Annotated in this window: 17 protein-coding genes and 1 pseudogene; 10 read left to right on the top strand and 8 right to left on the bottom strand. The window is 63.5% G+C overall.

From position 1 onward, the window contains the following. Window positions 1–111: 111 nt before the first annotated feature. Window positions 112–393, top strand: coding sequence for a DUF167 domain-containing protein (locus tag GKC28_RS08535; RefSeq protein ID WP_174146485.1), 282 nt, complete (start codon window positions 112–114; stop codon window positions 391–393). Window position 394: 1 nt separating this feature from the next. Here the strand turns inward: GKC28_RS08535 and GKC28_RS08540 are convergent, their stop codons facing one another. Beyond that, the gene (locus GKC28_RS08540; RefSeq protein ID WP_174146486.1) at window positions 395–631 is read right to left on the bottom strand and encodes a hypothetical protein; all 237 of its coding nucleotides are present in this window, start codon (window positions 629–631) and stop codon (window positions 395–397) included. Between the two features lie 149 nt (window positions 632–780). On the opposite strand from GKC28_RS08540, the gene GKC28_RS08545 reads away from it, so the two are divergent. The 5 genes from GKC28_RS08545 to GKC28_RS08565 all read left to right on the top strand — a co-directional run bounded on the left by GKC28_RS08545 (window position 781) and on the right by GKC28_RS08565 (window position 2,807). Next, window positions 781–1,494, top strand: a complete 714-nt coding sequence (locus tag GKC28_RS08545) for a M48 family metalloprotease (RefSeq protein WP_174146487.1) — start codon at window positions 781–783, stop codon at window positions 1,492–1,494. A gap of 2 nt (window positions 1,495–1,496) precedes the next feature. Beyond that, window positions 1,497–1,889: a YigZ family protein gene (locus GKC28_RS08550; RefSeq protein WP_174146488.1), complete on the top strand. Its 393-nt coding sequence runs from the start codon at window positions 1,497–1,499 to the stop codon at window positions 1,887–1,889. Between the two features lie 88 nt (window positions 1,890–1,977). Beyond that, window positions 1,978–2,241 (top strand): DUF6455 family protein, encoded by a 264-nt coding sequence (locus GKC28_RS08555; RefSeq protein WP_174146489.1) that lies wholly within the window; start codon window positions 1,978–1,980, stop codon window positions 2,239–2,241. Window positions 2,242–2,271: 30 nt separating this feature from the next. Beyond that, window positions 2,272–2,532 (top strand): DUF6455 family protein, encoded by a 261-nt coding sequence (locus tag GKC28_RS08560; RefSeq protein ID WP_174146490.1) that lies wholly within the window; start codon window positions 2,272–2,274, stop codon window positions 2,530–2,532. Continuing rightward, window positions 2,529–2,807: a DUF6455 family protein gene (locus GKC28_RS08565; protein WP_174146491.1), complete on the top strand. Its 279-nt coding sequence runs from the start codon at window positions 2,529–2,531 to the stop codon at window positions 2,805–2,807. Before GKC28_RS08560 ends, GKC28_RS08565 begins: the two co-directional genes overlap by 4 nt. A 33-nt stretch (window positions 2,808–2,840) precedes the next feature. Here GKC28_RS08565 and GKC28_RS08570 read toward each other — a convergent pair whose 3' ends face one another. The 3 genes from GKC28_RS08570 to rimO form a co-directional block, all read right to left on the bottom strand. Then, window positions 2,841–3,083 carry a CDGSH iron-sulfur domain-containing protein gene (locus tag GKC28_RS08570; protein ID WP_174146492.1) on the bottom strand — a complete coding sequence of 81 codons (243 nt, stop codon included), beginning with the start codon at window positions 3,081–3,083 and terminating at the stop codon, window positions 2,841–2,843. Between the two features lie 68 nt (window positions 3,084–3,151). Next, window positions 3,152–3,508 (bottom strand): cupin domain-containing protein, encoded by a 357-nt coding sequence (locus GKC28_RS08575; protein WP_368041106.1) that lies wholly within the window; start codon window positions 3,506–3,508, stop codon window positions 3,152–3,154. 177 nt (window positions 3,509–3,685) lie between these two features. Beyond that, window positions 3,686–5,104 (bottom strand): 30S ribosomal protein S12 methylthiotransferase RimO, encoded by a 1,419-nt coding sequence (gene rimO, locus GKC28_RS08580; RefSeq protein ID WP_174146493.1) that lies wholly within the window; start codon window positions 5,102–5,104, stop codon window positions 3,686–3,688. A gap of 728 nt (window positions 5,105–5,832) precedes the next feature. Between rimO and GKC28_RS26815 the strand changes: the two are divergent. From GKC28_RS26815 to GKC28_RS08595, 4 genes and pseudogenes are all read left to right on the top strand, one after another. Then, window positions 5,833–6,018, top strand: a pseudogene (locus GKC28_RS26815) (hypothetical protein); the annotation flags it as partial. Between the two features lie 302 nt (window positions 6,019–6,320). After that, the gene (locus GKC28_RS08585) at window positions 6,321–6,836 is read left to right on the top strand and encodes a hypothetical protein (protein ID WP_254604189.1); all 516 of its coding nucleotides are present in this window, start codon (window positions 6,321–6,323) and stop codon (window positions 6,834–6,836) included. Window positions 6,837–7,016: 180 nt separating this feature from the next. Continuing rightward, window positions 7,017–8,027 carry an IS110 family transposase gene (locus GKC28_RS08590; RefSeq protein ID WP_174146495.1) on the top strand — a complete coding sequence of 337 codons (1,011 nt, stop codon included), beginning with the start codon at window positions 7,017–7,019 and terminating at the stop codon, window positions 8,025–8,027. A 365-nt stretch (window positions 8,028–8,392) separates the two neighbouring features. Further along, window positions 8,393–10,309 (top strand): AsmA family protein, encoded by a 1,917-nt coding sequence (locus tag GKC28_RS08595; protein WP_174146496.1) that lies wholly within the window; start codon window positions 8,393–8,395, stop codon window positions 10,307–10,309. Window positions 10,310–10,523: 214 nt separating this feature from the next. On the opposite strand, the gene GKC28_RS08600 is transcribed toward GKC28_RS08595, so the two are convergent. From GKC28_RS08600 to GKC28_RS08615, 4 genes are read right to left on the bottom strand one after another with little or no spacing between them, the layout of a single operon-like run. Then, window positions 10,524–12,020, bottom strand: a complete 1,497-nt coding sequence (locus GKC28_RS08600) for a phosphomannomutase/phosphoglucomutase (RefSeq protein ID WP_174146497.1) — start codon at window positions 12,018–12,020, stop codon at window positions 10,524–10,526. Window positions 12,021–12,041: 21 nt separating this feature from the next. Then, window positions 12,042–12,875: a 3-deoxy-8-phosphooctulonate synthase gene (kdsA, locus tag GKC28_RS08605; RefSeq protein WP_174146498.1), complete on the bottom strand. Its 834-nt coding sequence runs from the start codon at window positions 12,873–12,875 to the stop codon at window positions 12,042–12,044. A gap of 15 nt (window positions 12,876–12,890) precedes the next feature. After that, on the bottom strand, window positions 12,891–14,531 hold the full coding sequence (locus GKC28_RS08610) for a capsule biosynthesis protein (protein WP_174146499.1): 1,641 nt from the start codon (window positions 14,529–14,531) through the stop codon (window positions 12,891–12,893). Next, entirely contained in the window at window positions 14,509–15,168 is a 660-nt protein-coding gene (locus GKC28_RS08615) for an ABC transporter ATP-binding protein (protein ID WP_174146500.1), read from the bottom strand. The genes GKC28_RS08610 and GKC28_RS08615 overlap by 23 nt, the downstream gene beginning before the upstream one ends. Between the last annotated feature and the right edge of the window lie 258 nt (window positions 15,169–15,426).

Raw genomic sequence — 15,426 nt, forward strand, 5'->3', positions numbered from 1 at the left:
TGCCGGAAATGCAGCAGGCGGCGGGGCTCGGGTTTCGCTGGCAGGGTGATAGCCGTGGCAGAGCGGTGAAGTCTATGGCTTTTGCCGCCTGCACAGGGCATCAGTGACCTCATGGGAAAACCGAAGAAGAAAGACCTGCCGGATCTGAGCCGCCTGTGCGTGCCGGGCGCGGAGATTGCAGTGCGCGCCACACCCAAGGCCGCGCGCAACGCCATCATGCAGGCAGAGGGCGGGCTGAAGGTCTCGGTCACTGCGGCGCCGGAGAATGGCAAGGCCACAGAGGCGATCCGCAGCCTGCTGGCCATGGCGATGGGCACCGCGGCGTCGAACCTGGAGCTGCGCCGCGGCGCAACCTCCCGGGACAAGGTCTTTGTCTATACCGGCGCGGGCTGAACTACTCCTCGCCAACCAGGCGGTAGACGCCTTCGGGCAGGTCCAGTGCGGCGGCGAGGTCCCGCACCTGCAGGTGCGAGAGGGTGATTTTCTGCACGCTGTCGGTGCGCGGGTCGTATTGCTCGACCGTGACGCATTCGGCAAAGGAATTGATGGTCACATCCTCGTTGAGCGGGGTGCCGTTCTCGTCAACAAGGGTGATGACCGTCGAGTCGAATTCATGTTCGATGGTAAACATGGCCCCAGCCTGCACTGCCGGCAACCTGCTGGCAAGGCCTTGCAATTGCAGACTATCGTTCCAATGTAACGGCGGACTTCCGCCGCCTGCCAATTGCTATCCCCGGGGCTTGCGCGGTATTGTGCGGCTGATTTGCAAAAGGATGTGCCATGCGCCGTTTTCTGTGTCTCATCGCCCTGACTGCCAGCGCCTGCAACATGGTGGTGGAACCTGCGCCCCAGCCTGCCCGGACCGCGCCGCAGCAGCCGGTGCAGGGGCTGGCGCCGGGTCAGGCGAGCAGCGCCTTTGCCGCGGTCACCCGCCGTGTGGAGCCGGTGGCGGAGCGGGAATGCCGCAGCCGCACTCAAGGTTTGAACTGCGATTTCCTGATCCGCATCGACCCGAACCCGAACGCCGCCCCCAATGCCTATCAGAGCCTTGACCGCAACGGCCGGCCGGTGATCACCTTCACCCGGCGGATGCTGGGGCAGATCGCCAACCACGACGAACTGGCCTTTGTGATGTCGCATGAGGCGGCCCATCACATCCGTGGCCACCTGGCGCGGCAGGCGACGAATTCGGCGCTGGTCAGCGTCGGCGCCGGGCTGATCACCGCGCTGGCGGGGGGCGGGTCCGCCAGCGTGTCCACGGCGCAGGATATCGGCGGTTTTGTCGGCGCCCGCACCTATTCCAAGGATTTCGAGCTGGAGGCGGATGAGCTGGGCACCATCATCACCCACAAGTCCGGCTACCGGCCCAGCGTCGGCGTGCGTTTCTTCAACCGGCTGCCGGATCCCGGCGACCGCTTCCTCGGTACCCACCCGGCCAATCCGGACCGGGTGCGGGTGGTGCAGGCCACCATCGCGCGCAACAATCTGAACTGACCGTGGCAGCCAGGGACACCTCTGCCCCCGGGCTGGAAAAGCTCGGCGTAGTGTTGACCGACCGCGGCTCGAAATACGCGGTGAGCGGCGCGCGTGTGACTTCGCGCGAGGACGTCGATGCGGTGCTGGCGGAGCTGAAGTCTGAGCGCGCCTACGCCAAGGCTACCCACAACACCTGGGCGGCGGTGCTGCCAACCGGCGGGCTCAAGGCCGATGACGGCGAAAGCGGCGCGGGCATGGTGATCCTGCGGATGCTGGAGCGCGAGGGGATCACAGACCACGTCATCATCGTCACCCGCTGGTACGGCGGCAAGAAGCTGGGCGGCGACCGTTTCCGCCGGGTGCAGGATGCGGTGCGCGCCTATCTGGACCACCGGGGCGGTAAGCCCGCGTGAAAATTCTCTCCGGTTGACCTGAGTCAAATCCGCTCCCGCCGCCAATCGCTAAGCTGCCCCGGCAATGCATCATTACGGGGTATGCGCGATGACCGCCGAAGCTGATCTGAAAATCCACGCCGAACTGTTCGACCGGATGGCCTGCGCCGTTGGCCTGGACCTGGAGGAAGAGGCAGTCAGCGGCCATCTGCGCTTTGACGAGATCGCCGAGGCGGTGCTGCGCTGCACCCGCTGCGGCGGTGTCGGCGCCTGCCGCAAATGGCTGGCTGATGGCATGCGCCCGGGTGCCGATGCCCCCGATTTCTGCCGCAACCGCGATCTGCTCGGCTATTTGAACGAGCAGCAGGCCTGACCGCTCCGCCCCATCCCAGGAGATCGAAACATGAAGCCATTGGGTGAGCCGCTGCGCCATTTGCGGCTGATGTCCCGCATGGGACAGGCCATCGGCGCCGACCTGTCCGGCGCCCTGGCCGCGGGCCGGATCAGCAATCAGGATTGGGCCGATATGGTCACCCGCTGCCGCGGCTGCAGCGCACCGGGCCAATGCGCTGCCTTCTTGGCAGAGCATGAGGACGCCAGCGCCCCGATGCCCGGCTGCCTGAATTCCGAAGACCTGCTGCGCCTCAAGGAGCAGGCCCGATGAAGGACATGGCGGCGGAGGCCGAAGGCCTCGGCAATATCTTCCGCCACCTGTGGCTGCTGCGCGCCGTGGCAGAGGCCGCGGGCGTCGATCTGGACCAGGCGGTGAAGGGGGGCCGGCTCAGCGGCCTGGACTATGCCCGGATGGTGACAAGCTGCCGCGGCGCGGGCTGCGGCAAGTCCTGCGCGCTGTGGCTGTCCGCCCGCCGGGGCGGCGAGATGCCCGCAGTGCCGGAGTTCTGCCCCAGCGCGGATGTGTTCAAGCGGCTGATGGGCTGACCCGCCGCCGCGCGGCGCCTGCGGCTTAGCCTGTTACAGCTTGGAATGCGTCCCGTCGCAGAGCGGCTTCTTGCCCGAGTGCTTGCAGCCGCAGAAGAACAGCTTGCCGTCCTTCTCCGCCTTGTATTTCACCGGCTCGAACGCCGTGTCCTTGTGCGAGCCATCGCAGAACGGCTGCCGCTTGGACCTGCCGCAGGCGCACCAGAAATAGGTCTTTCCCGCGGTCACCTCGACCGGGAAGGGGGCTTTCTGGGCGATTTCCGGTGTGTCTGTCATGGCTGGGCGCTCTCCCTGGCTGGTTGCATTCTTTGGGCGGGGCGGCTCTTTACAGCCGCCCCGCAAGATTACTTTAGCTTGATCACGAAGTGCTTCAGCACTTTTTCCTTGATCTCCCAGGTGCCAGCGAAGCCTTTTTCGACAACAAAGGCATCGCCCGGGCCGACTTCGTTCGGGTCTTCGCCCTCAGCCGTGATGACGATCCGGCCTTCGATCATGTGAACGAATTCCCAGGCGTCATAGGTGGCGTGATAGGTGCCCGGCGTGGCTTCCCACCAGCCGCTGATGATGCCGCCGTCCTCGGAGGTGTATTCGATCCAGGTTTTCATCGAGGGGCTGCCCTCGGCTTTGGTCCAGCCCTCAAGGTCATCCAGAACCGGATCGACAGAGCGGTCAGGCAGTTTGGTAAATGCAGGTTTGGTCACGGTTGTCTCCACTGTTGAGGTCTTTTAGTTGTGTTTTTGAATTTCCTGTCAGGAAATAAACATAACTAAAAGTGGAGATTCGGGAACGGGTTTTTCGTAGCGGTGCAGCTGATAAGCAAAAGGCGGCCCGGGTTCGGGGCCGCCTTTGGAGCAGTTTGTGAGTGTCAGGGCAGCCGCCTACTGCGGCAGGCGCCCCCATAGATCATACTCCCCGGCCTCGTCCACCTCGACCGTCACCAGATTACCGGTTTGCAGCCCCTCTGTTCCCTCATCAATGAACAGATTGCCGTCGATCTCCGGCGCGTCGGCCTTGGTGCGGCAGGTGGCGATGCCGTCCTCGTCGATGTCGTCCACGATGACCTGCAGGGTCTGGCCGACCTTGGCCGCCAGCTTGGCCTCAGAGATCGCCTGCGCCTTCTCCATGAAGCGCTCCCAGCGCTCCTGCTTCACCTCTTCCGGCACATGGTCCGGCAGGTCGTTCGACCGCGCGCCGTCGACGTTTTCGTATTTGAAGCAGCCGACCCGGTCCAGTTGCGCCTCGTCCATCCAGTCGAGCAGGTGCTGGAACTCCGCCTCGGTCTCTCCCGGGAAGCCGACGATGAAGGTGGAGCGCAGGGTGATGTCCGGGCAGGTCGCGCGCCAGGCGTTGATCTCGTCCAGCGTCTTGGCCGCCGCTGCGGGGCGGGCCATGCGGCGCAGCACATCCGGATGGGCGTGCTGGAAGGGGATGTCCAGATAGGGCAAGAGCGCATTGTCCGGGTCCGCCATCAGCGGGATCAGCTCGCGCACATGCGGGTAGGGGTAGACATAGTGCAGCCGCACCCACAGGTCCTGCGGACGGCCAAGCCGCCCGAGTTCCCTTGAGAGGTCTTGAATATGGCTGCGCACCTCCTCGCCTTTCCAGGGGTGGGCGGAATACTTGCGGTCGAGCCCGTAGGCGGAGGTGTCCTGCGAAATCACCAGCAGTTCGCGCACCCCGGCATCCACCAGCTTCTCCGCCTCGCGCAGCACCGCGTGCACCGGGCGCGACGCCAGCTTGCCGCGCATGTCCGGGATGATGCAGAACTTGCACTTGTGATTGCAGCCCTCGGAGATCTTCAGATAGCTGAAGTGCCGCGGGGTGAGTTTCACACCGGCTGCGGGCAGCAGGTCCACGTAAGGATTCGGGGAGGGCGGTACCGCGGAATGCACCGCGTCCAGCACCTGTTCATACTGGTGCGGGCCGGTGACGGCGTGGATGCGCGGGTGATGCTCGCGGATGTAGTCCGGCTCGGCGCCCAGGCAGCCGGTGACGATCACCTTGCCGTTTTCCTTCAGCGCTTCGCCGATCGCCTCGAGGCTCTCCGCCTTGGCGCTGTCGAGGAAGCCGCAGGTGTTGACGATGACCGCGTCGGCACCGGCGTAGTCGGGCGAGATGCCGTAGCCCTCGGCGCGCAGCCGGGTTAGGATCCGCTCGCTGTCGACCAGCGCCTTGGGGCAGCCGAGCGAGACCATGCCGAGGGTCGGCTGGCCGTCACGGGGCGCCTCGCGGAACTGCGGTTCCGGAGCAAGGTCGGGGCGGAGGCTGGGCGGGTTGCTGGACGGGGTACTGGTCATGCGCGCGCATATATCAGGAATGCGGCAGGAGGCAAGGAAAACGGGGGGTGCAAGCCGTGCACCGCCTGTACACCCCCTGTGCACCGGGGGGCTGCATTTACCCTTTGCCCGGCCGCAGGCCGGGCAGCGCCTGACCTTCCCCCTGGGAAGGCGCTATCGCGCCCACCCAAGGTCAGGCGCTGCCCTCCGTTAGGTGTTGAAGCCGGAGCGCCAAAGCCCGTAGCCTGCAGCGAAGCGAATTTGAATGACGAGAGCGATTGATGCGTGGCGAGATTGAAACACCGGAGGCCACGAACGAACTGCAGCGCAAGCTGACCCCCGCCAACGAGAACCCCTGGTATGTGCTGATGACACTTTATGGGGAGCGGGAGGGGAAAAGAGTTGACCTTGAGTTGCATGAGAAAAATCGGCGCGCGTGGAACGCTTGGGCGAGTCAGTCTCTTAGTTCGGAAGAAAAGGGTGAAGTGGTAAATAGTTCACGATTAACATGGGGTGAGCTGGAAGCATGGGAAAAGATTTCTGACGAAATAACTGCTCGGTACCTTGCGGAGTATTTGCGGCGCAACCCCAATGTTGACCACCCGCCTGAGCTGCCTGATCCAAGGAGGCTTATTAGCTGTAAGGAAATTGAGTTTTCTAAGCAAGTGCAGTTTTCTGGCATGCTATTTTGTGGTTCTGCTGATTTTGGAGAATCAATATTTTGTCATGGGGCGAACTATTCAGGCGCAATGTTTCTACGTGATGCGTATTTCTATTCCGTGAAGTTCGAAGGGAAGGCATTCTTCCCCTCTGTGAGTTTCTCACAATGGACTGAATTCGGGAAAGCTGAATTCAAGAAATTAGCATATTTTCAGTCTGCCAAATGGAGTGTGGATGTCGATTTTCGAGAAGCACTTTTTACGGGCGAAGCTAACTTTGAAGAGGCGAGCTTCAGGAAATCGGCCTTGTTCCAATCCGCAAAGTTTTTTCAGAATGCTCAGTTTAGCCTGACGACTTTTAAAGGATTTGTTTACTTTGCAGGCGCGGTGTTTGGCAGGCTTGGGGGAATACCATGCCTCTCGAATTTTTCCGAGTGCCACTTCTCAAAACCAACGTCGTTTCGTGGCGCGAAATTTCATGATGCCTTCCCGAATTTTTCTGGTACCATTTTGCATGATAAAACCAGATTCACTGCGAAGTCGGTTCCTGCAGATGGGGGGAAGCGCTCGGTAGCAGTTTGTACTGGCCGGCTTCTCCTGCGCAAGACCTTGAAACAGCACGCGAAAGCTGCGCCATCATCCGCCACATCCTCGCCAAACAAGGCCTCCCCGAAGACGAGCACTTCTACTTCCGCCGGGAGATGCATTTTGCCGGCAAGATCGGCTCCATCTGGCAGCGGCTGCCCTATCTGCTGTTCGGACTGTTCTCCGAATACGGCCATTCCATCCTGCGGCCCACGCTGTGGCTGCTGGGCGTCTGGGCCTTGGGCTTTGCCGCCTTCTGGGGCTATTTCTCCGGCTGCTGCGTGCCAGCGCCGCATGAAGTGATCGAACGCCCGATGGGGTCGGCGATGGCGCTCAGCTTCTCCAACCTGTTTCCGCTGTTCGGGTTCGGGCGGGTCTATTTCGGTGCGGAGTTCATGATGAAGCTGCCTGCGGTACTGAAAACCCTATCTGGCTTCCAGACCGTCGCCAGCCTGCCGCTCCTTTTCTTCCTCGGCCTGGGCCTGCGGCAGCGGTTCCGGCTGCGGTGAAAACATGAACGTCCCGGGCCGCTGCGGCCCGGTTCTCCCCGCCCCGTTACGCCAGAAGGGCGCCCCCCCGGGGCGGGCGCGGACCTCTCGAAGACGTGATGGTGTGGACAGCCCCACGCAGCGGCATCGCAATGTGCCATGTTGGAGTTGTTGAACCCAACAGAAAAGGGAGCCATCCACATGCAGATTACAACATTGGGGATCGATATTGCCAAGTCTGTCTTTCAACTTCACGGAGTCGATGCAGATGGGAACGTCCTTCTCAGAAAGAAAGTCCGGCGTCGCGCCTTGATTGATGTTCTCACTGAACTCAGTCCCTGCCTGATTGGCATGGAGGCCTGCGCGACCGGGCATCACTGGGGACGTGAGATTTCAGCTCTGGGCCACGATGTGCGTCTGGTCCCGCCAGCTTACGTCAAACCTTATGTGAAGCGTCAGAAAAACGACATGGCGGATGCCGAGGCGATATGTGAAGCCGTCAATCGACCGAATATGCATTTCGTCGCGATCAAGAGTACCGATCAACAGGCGGTTCTGATGCTGCATCGTGCGCGGGATCTTCTGGTGCGACAACGCACGATGCTGATCAATGCGCTTCGTGCCCATCTGGCAGAGTTTGGCATCGTCGCCGCGCGCGGGCCGCACAAGATACGCGAACTCCTCATCCATCTGCAGGATGACAGTTGCAGCGTCCCCGAGGTCGCCCAATCTGCGCTGCAAAGCCTGATCCGTCAGATGGATGGCCTGGAAGATGAGATTTCTCGGCTCGATCGAGAGATACGGACCTGGCACCGGCAGAGCGAGGCCAGCCAGAGGTTGGCTACAATACCGGGGGTCGGAGTGCTCACCGCAACGGCCTTGGCAGCGACTGTTGGTGATCCGGCCCTCTTCCGATCCGCCCGCCAGTTCGCGGCCTGGCTTGGTCTGGTGCCACGACAAAACTCATCGGGCGGCAAGGAAAGATTGGGACGCATAACGAAGATGGGGGACGCTTATTTGCGCAAGCTTCTTGTCATTGGCGCAACGGCTGTTCTCAGACGAGCGATCCAAGCACAAACACGAACTGGAGAATGGGTGCGTCACCTGCTGGAGAGCAAACCACCACGGTTGGTCAGCGTTGCATTGGCCAACAAGACCGCCAGGATCGCTTGGGCCATTCTGGCAAAAGGAGAAACTTACCGCACTGCATAAACTTCGTGCGGCAAGCAAGTTGTCGCAAACAAGGATGCAAGAGCAATCGGCGTGATGATGATCAATGCAGCCGCAACCGGAACACCCCGTGGTGTTGTCAGGGCGCCATAGCCCGTTAACGTGATAGGGATCCGGTCAGCGGACTTCATCAAGGCCAGCGGACAAATGCGCCGCGCAAACAGGCCGGACAAATGACCGCTAGCAATAAGATCTCAATCCTTAAGAAAACTCTTGCAAAACAGGGGCTGTCCACAAATGACAACACCATCCATTGACCCCTCTATGCATTGCGCCCCCGCGCTCAGGCGGTAAGCTGGGAAAAAGACCCTCGGGGAACAGGGGGACAAGGCAAGAGGAGCGGGATGATGAAGCTGATAATCCGGGTCGTGACGGCGCTGGTGCTGACGGTGGTCGTGCTGGCGGCGCTGGTGCTCTTGCTGCCGGGCGAGAAGATCGCGCGGCTGGCCGCCGATCAGCTGGAAACCCAGACCGGGCGCAAGCTGGACTTCGGCGGCAAGGTGCGCTTCACCTTCTGGCCGACGCTGGGGGTGAAGGCCGATGCGGTGACGATCTCCAATGCGGACTGGGCCGGGCCGGAGCCGATGCTGCGGGCCGAACGGCTGACCATCGGGGTCTCCGCGGCAGAGCTGCTGCAGGGCGATGTGCGGGTCACTGAAGTCTCTGCCATCCTGCCGCATCTGAACCTCGCCACCAACGCGGAGGGCACCGGCAACTGGGTCATGGGCGGCACCGGCGCGGCGCCGGGCGGCGCCCCGGGCGGCGGCGGCGGTGCCTTGCCGCTCCGGATCGAGGCGGTGGAGCTGACCGGCGCCTCGCTGCGTTATGCGGCGCACGGGCAGGAGCCGGTGGTGATGAAGAACATCGACCTCAGCCTGCTGTGGCCGGACCCGGCCGGCACCGCGAGCGCCAAGGCCACGCTGCGCCCGGCGGGGGAGCCGGTGGATGTGGACGCCGAGATCGGCACCTTTGCGGGTTTCCTGGCCGGTGAGGTGTCCTCGGTCGGGGCCACCGTTACGGCACCGGGCGGCAAGGGCCGGTTTGACGGCCACGCCGATATCAACGGCGAGGCCAGCGGGCGGCTGACCTTCGGCGCCGAAGACGCCTTGCAGACCGGTGTGGCGCTCGGGGTGTTCCTGCCCGATGCGCTGGCGCAGAAGGCGGTGTTCGGCGCCGATGTGACCTATACCGCCGACGGGCGCCTGTCGATGCGGGACCTGGCGCTGGAGCTGGGCGCCAACCGGCTGACCGGCGCGGCGGATGTGGAATTCAATGACCGTCCCAGCATCACCGCGCAGCTGCAGGGCGGGGCGCTGGATTTCTCCCGCTATGCTGCCGGGCACGGTGGTGCCGGCAGCGGCGGACCGGCACGCCGCGGCTGGCCGGAGGGGGTGATCGACGCCTCGGCGCTGGGGCTGGCGGACGCGGCGGTGGACCTGGCGTTTGACAGCCTTCGCACCGGCGGCCTGACCCTTGGCGCCAGCAAGCTGAACCTGACGGTGGAGCGCAGCCGCGCGGTGCTGAATTTCCTGCCTGCGGCGATGTTCGGCGGCCAGGTGCAGGGGCAGGTGGTCGCCAACAACCGCAGCGGGCTGTCGGTGGGCGGCAATCTGACCTTCACCGGCATCCGGCTGGAGCGTGCGCTGGGCGAAACCGCGGGATATGACCGGCTGAACGGCGAGGCGCTGGGCGCGCTGGAGTTCCTCGGCTCCGGCAATTCGGTCGCGGCCATCATGCGCTCGCTCAGCGGCAAGGGCTGGCTGGAGGCGGGCAAGGGGTTCTTCACCGGCTTCGACCTGGAGCAGCTGATGCGCTCGGGCGGCAACGGCGGCAGCACCGTGTTCGACCAGCTGACCGCCAGCTACACGATCGAGGGCGGCAACCTGGGCAACGAGGACCTGCTGGTGCTGCTCAAGGGCTTCCGGGCTGATGGCAAGGGCAGGATCGGGCTGGGGGCGCGCGACCTTGATTACCTGTTCACGCCGCAGATCGTGCGGGCGGGCCGGGATCAGGTGCTGACCATCCCGGTGCGGATCACCGGCCCTTGGGAGGACCCGGACATCCGCCCGGACTTCGGCCAGGCGCTGCAGACCCGGATCGACGATGTCGAGCAGGAGGCCAAGGACCGGGTGCGCCAGAAGCTGGCCGAGGAGCTGAACCTGGAAACGGAGATCGCGCCGGAACAGGACATCAACGATGTGCTGAAGCAGCGCATCGAGCAGGAGGCCCGCGACCAGCTGCTGAAGCTCCTGGGCGGCGACTGACGCCCCCCACAGCCGGAGGCCGGGTCAAGGAAGGCCGCAGGCCTCCGGGCAACGCCCGGCGTGTCTTTGACGCGGCTGCAGGCGTCTTACACTGGGGAACGCGCATCTAAGGGCAGACTTGTACTTAGATCGCTTCTCAGCCAAAGAAAAAGCGCCCGCCAAAGGCGGGCGCGGATCGCCTGCGAAGCAGGCGAAATCCTTCTTGATCGGCGGATCAGATGGTCTGGTCGTAGTCACCGACCAGCGGCTCGGTGCGGATCACCGCGTCGATATCCGCAAAGATCGCCCGCATCTCCGCCTCGCTGCCGGAGCTTTCGCAAACCACCACCAGGTTCGGGGTGTTCGATGACGCCCGCACCAGCCCCCAGGAGCCGTTGTCCAGGATCACCCGGGCGCCGTTCACGGTTACAACTTCCTTGATCGCCCGGCCTGCGAATTGCTCGCCCGCCTCATGCTTGGCCACCAGCTTCTGCACCAGCCGCTCCAGCACGGCGTATTTCTCGGTGTCGGCGCAATAGGGCGACATGGTCGGGGTGGACCAGGTCTTGGGCAGCGCCTTGCGCAGGTCTGACATCGACTGGTCCGGGTTGCGGTCCAGCATCTTGCAGACCTCAACCGCGACCCGCATGCCGCAGTCGTAACCGCGGCCCACCGGCTCGGCCAGGAAGTAGTGGCCGGACTTCTCGAACCCGGCCAGCGCCCCGATTTCCTTGACCCGACGCTTCATGTGGCTGTGGCCGGTCTTCCAGTAATCGGCGGTGACGCCGTTCTTCTGCAGCTCGGGATCGCTGGCAAACAACCCGGTGGATTTCACATCCGCCACAAAGGTCGAATTCGGATAGAGCTTGCTGAGGTCGCGGGCCATGATCACGCCCACCTTGTCGGCAAAGATCTCCTCACCCTCGTCATCGACCACGCCGCAGCGGTCGCCGTCGCCGTCAAAGCCAAGCGCCAGATCGGCGCCGGAGGCCTTCACGGAGGCTGACATGTCGTGCAGCATCTCCATCGCTTCCGGGTTCGGGTTGTAATGCGGGAAGGTGTAGTCGAGCCGGTTGTGGCTCTCGACCACCTCGACGCCCATGCGCTTGAACAGCTCCGGCGCAAAGGCCGAGGCCGTGCCGTTGCCGGTGGCACAGACCACCTTCAGCGGGCGGGACATTTTGAAGTCGCCGACGAGATCGTCGAGATAGGCTTCCTTGACGCCCTCGACGAACTCGTAGGAGCCGCCGGGGGCAGGCTGGCCTTCGCCGTTCAGCACGATGTCGCGCAGCTCCGCCATCTCGTCCGGGCCGTGGGTCAGCGGGCGGTCAAAGCCCATCTTAACGCCGGTCCAGCCGTTGGGGTTGTGCGAGGCGGTGACCATGGCGACCGCGGGCACATCCAGGTGGAACTGGGCGAAATAGGCCATCGGCGACAGTGCCGGGCCGATGTCCTTTACTTGGATACCGGCTTGCATAAGGCCCAGGATCAGCGCGTTCTTGATGGCCAGCGAATAGTCGCGGTAGTCGTTGCCGACGGCGATCACCGGCTCGATGCCGCGCTTGCGCATCTGGGTGCCGAGGCCAAGGCCCAGGGCGGTCATGCCGGGGAGGTTGATCTCCTCCGGGTACTTCCAGCGCGCGTCATATTCGCGAAAGCCGGTGGGCTTGATCATCGCGTCGCGCAGAAAGCTCCAGGTGTTCGGGGTCACCTCAGGCTGCGGTTTGGTCATGTCTGAAATCTCTTTTGAAGGTCAAATACGAATGGGGTCGGCCTTGGCCAGCGCATCAAAGCGCATCAGGCTGTCGATCAGCTGCGGCATCTGGTCGAGATAGATCATGTTCGGCCCGTCGGACGGCGCGTTGTCCGGGTCCTGATGAGTCTCGATGAAGACCGATGCGATGCCGAGCGAGACCGCTGCGCGCGCCATCAGCGGCGCGAACTCGCGCTGGCCGCCGGTGGAGCCGCCCTTGCCGCCGGGCTGCTGCACCGAATGGGTCGCGTCCATCACCACCGGATAGCCGCCCTGCGCCATCTGCGGCAGCGAGCGCATGTCGGCGACCAGGGTGTTGTAGCCGAAGGAGGTGCCGCGCTCTGTCAGCAGGATGTTCTGGTTGCCGGTGCTTTCCACCTTGGCAACCACATTGGCCATGTCCCAGGGCGCCAGGAACTGGCCCTTCTTGATGTTCACCGCCTTGCCGGTGCGGCCCGCCGCCAGCAGCATGTCGGTCTGGCGGCACAGGAAGGCCGGGATCTGCAGGATATCGACGGCCTCGGCCGCCACCGCGCATTGTTCCTCGGTGTGGACATCGGTCAGCACCGGCACGCCGAACTCGCGGCGGATCATGTCCAGCACCTTCAGCCCCTCGTCGATGCCGAGGCCGCGCTTGCCCGACAGCGAGGTGCGGTTGGCCTTGTCGTAGGAGGCCTTGAACACGAACTGGGCGCCTGCCTTGTCGCAGGCTTCCTTGAGCTGCCCGGCAATCATCCGGGCGTGGTCTGCGGTTTCCAGCTGGCAGGGGCCGGCAATGATGGTCAGCGGACGATCATTGCCGACGGTGAGGCCGGCGATATCGATGTTTTTCATGGGTACCCGATGGCTTTACGATGACACCTGCTCCCGCAGGATGGACGCGGTGAGCGAACACATCAGGTAGATACCGGAAAAGATCAGGAATGCCAAAACGGTATTCTCGAACTTGCGCGGATAGGAGGGTTCGTCGCTCGGAACCGGCTCCACCGCGGTGGTCAGGTAGCGGACCTGGCGGTTGGCCTCCAGGCGGGTGGTTTCCACTTGCTGCAAGGCCGATTGCAGCATCAGGTCGCGGGTCGCGAGATCGGCCTGCGCCATCTGGATCTGGATGCGCAGGTTGGCAAGCGAATTTTCGCCGGCCGAGGCATCGGTCATCCGGTTGTTGAGGCTGGCAATCACCGCCTCCAGCCGTTTGATATCAGCCTCGGCGCCGGACACCTTGGCCCGGTTGGGGCGGGCATTGTCCAGAAGCGCTGCCAGTTCCAGCCGCTTTTCCTCCAGCTGGATTTCAAAGGTGCTGATCTGGGTGCGCAGCGAGGCGACAACGCCCTCTGGGTCGAGGACGGCCCCCTGCTGCTGCAGCACCACCAGCCGTTCCTGCGCGGCGCGGCGCTGGGCCTCGGCGTCGGAAAGCGCGGTTTCGGCTTCGGACATCTGGTCGGCGCGTTTCTGCTGCGACAGGTTGTTCACTTTCTCCTGCGCATAGGAAATCAGCTTGCGCGAAAACTCCGCCGCGACTTGGGGATCCGCGGCAGAGACCTCCATCCGCACCACGCCCTCGGTCGGGTCATAACCGATTTTCACATTGCGGTTGTAGGTGGCATAGGCCTCCTCGTTGGTCGGGTCGCTCTCCAGCCGCTGGATCGGGTCCAGCCACTCCTGGGTGAAATGCGCCTTGAACCCGACCTCGCGGTCCAGCCGCAGCATTGCCTCCTTGGACATCAGGTAGCTTTGCACCGCAATCGAGTCCTGGCTGGTGGCAAACTGGGTGCCGGACAGCAGGCCGCCGACGCCGCCGCCGGCGCTGTCGGCCTTCAGCACCAGGAATTCCGATTTGGAGGAATACATCGGCGTGGCCACCGCGTAGAAGTAATAGCCCGCCGCCAGGGTCGGCAGCATCACGAAGAAGGCAAGCCGTGCCGCCAGCAGCGTCAGCTTGCGGCGGCGGCGGCGGGCGATGTCGCGCTGGATGTCCTGGATTTCGCGGGCGCGCCGCTCGGCCGGGCTCAGCTCTGTCGAGGGCAGGGTGGTCTTGGCCGCGGGGACCGTCTGCGGCAGCTGGACCTTGCCGGGCGCGGGCGGGGCGCCTGCAGGCTGCGCCTTGTTCTGCGGCACCACCAGTTCCAGCATGTTGGCGCGCTTGAAAGGGTCGAGGCCGCGCTCCCGCAGCATCCGCACCGCCTCAAAGTCAGAGGTTGCGGGCAGGTTGTGCTTCTGCGCCATCCGCCGCGCCAGGCGCAGCTGGCGGCCGGTCAGCCCTTCCTGGCGGATCGCGTCGATATCGGTTTCCATTCTGGTTTCGCGGGCTGAGCTGACCATGCCTGAGAGCGGCGCGCCGGGCGCACCGGCAGCTGCTGGCGCAGCGGCGGCCGCCGCGGGCCTGGCGGCGGCTGCGGCAGGCTGTTCCGGCGCCTGCGGCTTGGCCTCGCTGCCGTCCGCAGGGCTGCTGCGGCGGATGCGGAACTTCTTAGCTCTCGGTTTCGTAGTCATAGAGCTGTTTCGCTTCTTCCAAAGTGTCAAACATGTGCAGCTGCCCCTGCAGAAGGACGGCAGCTGAACGGGCAAATTTTTCAAGCGTCTTGGCCTGGTGCGAGACGATGATAATGGTGGTGGTCAGCAGCCGTTCCTGCAGGATCTCGCCGGCCTTGCGGTTGAATTCCACATCGGTGGTGGAGGGCATGCCCTCGTCGATCAGGTAAATGTCGAAATCCAGCGCCAGCATCAGCGCAAAGCTGAACCGTGCCCGCATGCCGGAGGAATAGGTGCCCACCGGCTGGTCGAAATATTCCTTGAGCCCGCAGAGCCAGCGGCAGTAGGCCTCGACATAATCCGGGTCGAGCCCGTAGAGCTTGGCAATGTAGCGGCAGTTCTCCATCGCCGACAGGCGGCTGATGACACCGCCCATGAACCCGAGCGGAAAGGACACCTTGCAGTTGCGGCGGATCTCGCCCTCGTCGGGTTTTTCGAGGCCTGCCATCATGTTGATCAGAGTGGTCTTGCCGGTGCCGTTCGGGGCCAGCACGCCCAGCGATTTGCCGGGCTCGATACGGAACGACACGCGGTCAAGGATCACCTTGCGCTGGGTTCCAGTCCAAAAGGACTTGCTGACGTTTTCAAACTCAAGCATCGCTTGTCCCGGTACTGCCCGTGCGGCCCGCTGGCGGGCTCTCTCGTCTGCCTCACTGCCAAGGCGCTTGCAGGGCGCCTATGGCCCTTTCTTATCAAAAGGGTGTTAATGGCCTACGCGGTGAATTTGGCCTTATTATGTCGAATTGTGACATAAATCATCAACCAAATCTTAACCGATTTGCCGCGGATCCGGGCCGCAGGGTCCGGAAAATGCAGGCAGAAGAGGTTCGCGGGGTGCCAGGTGGCTGTTTCCAGT

The sequence above is a fragment of the Leisingera sp. ANG59 genome, from assembly GCF_013317235.1.
In the GTDB taxonomy this organism is placed as follows: Bacteria; Pseudomonadota; Alphaproteobacteria; order Rhodobacterales; family Rhodobacteraceae; genus Leisingera.